Origin of the sequence: Thermogutta sp., assembly GCF_039793925.1 — a bacterium.
Lineage (GTDB): Bacteria > Planctomycetota > Planctomycetia > Pirellulales > Thermoguttaceae > Thermogutta.
This window is the reverse complement of sequence record NZ_JBAMME010000160.1, coordinates 1-1,136: the sequence shown is the minus strand read 5'-3', so window position 1 is coordinate 1,136 and position 1,136 is coordinate 1. Positions and strand designations below refer to the sequence as shown.

Here is a 1,136-nt window from a genome sequence, read left to right as displayed (position 1 = left end):
GTTTGAGAAACTCCCGTTGGTTCAACGCCCAGAGCCTCCATTTCTCTGGGCAGTTTTTTACGATGTCCGCCGCGGTGGGCTGTGATTCAGCCCACTCTATGGCCGCCCGGCAGGCCCCTGCCAGCCGGAGCTGTTTAATGAGGGTTTCTTTCGGGTATTCTATCATTTTGCCTCCTTTGTTTTCATTATAAGACTAAGAAGGCGGCAAACTGGGGCTGCTTTGCGAGCAGCACCGCCCGGTCCTTGTCATCCAGTTTCAACCACCCCCCGTATTTCTCACACTGGGGGGCAAACTGAGGTAAACGGCGGAGCAGCCATGCCCAATTCCAGCCATCAAGTTTCGCCCAGCCCCAGTGCTCAGTGCACTGGGAGGCAAACTGTGGCTGCTGGGAAAGCAGCCACACCCAGTCATCGCCATTCATCTTTGACCATCCCCCGTGGGCGGAGCACAGGTCAGCGAGCTGCGGGTAGTCGGAGAGCAACTCCGCCCAGGTGCCGCCCTCCACTTCCCACCATCCTTTCCAGTCCTCAATTGGCTGGCTCTCAAGCCAGCTGAGAGCCCTCCGACGGACTCCGGATTTCCGGAGCTGCTCAATTATTTTCTTTTTGGTGTCTGTCATTTTGCCTCCTTTTACTATTATTGGGCTGCCATCGGTCACCCCAGGTTCAATGGTGCTAATACAAACACCTCGCCCTCCTCGCCATTCTCTTTCATTGGTTTGAACACTGCTGGTTGGACCGGCTCGGAAAGTCCAATCAGCCCCTTATCTGTTCCAATCCTGGCAAGGGTTTCCAGTAGATACCCGCCGTTGAACGCTATCTGCACCCCCGACCCCTTCAGCACCCTGCAATCAATCTCTTCACGATAAGTGCCAGCCTCCGATTGTTCCGTACTGACCACCATACCGCCGTCGGGCAAAACCTGAATGCTCACGGGCTTACCGTGGGAATCCCGGCTAAAAATAATTGCCCGGCGTATGGCATTAATCAACTGCTCCCGCTTGACCGCGATTTGAACTGGTAAGTCTTTAGGAATCACCCGTTCATAATCCGGATACTGACCCTCAATTGTGCGCGATATCACGATGGTATTTTCCAGTTTGAATCCAACCCTCTTCGCATCGGCAAAGACTGAA

At 54.2% G+C, this 1,136-nt stretch carries 2 protein-coding genes; both read right to left on the bottom strand.

The features are described 5' to 3' along the window. Positions 1–185 precede the first annotated feature (185 nt). Positions 186–620 (bottom strand): hypothetical protein, encoded by a 435-nt coding sequence (locus ABJK56_RS06280; RefSeq protein ID WP_347243811.1) that lies wholly within the window; start codon positions 618–620, stop codon positions 186–188. A gap of 35 nt (positions 621–655) precedes the next feature. Beyond that, on the bottom strand, positions 656–1,136 hold a 481-nt coding region (locus tag ABJK56_RS06275; RefSeq protein WP_347243810.1), incomplete at its 5' end, for a DNA polymerase III subunit beta.

What these genes read in the sequence shown, in the direction of transcription:
- ABJK56_RS06280 (WP_347243811.1), bottom strand. Translation starts at nt 620, where the DNA reads ATGACAGACACCAAAAAGAAAATAATTGAGCAGCTCCGGAAATCCGGA.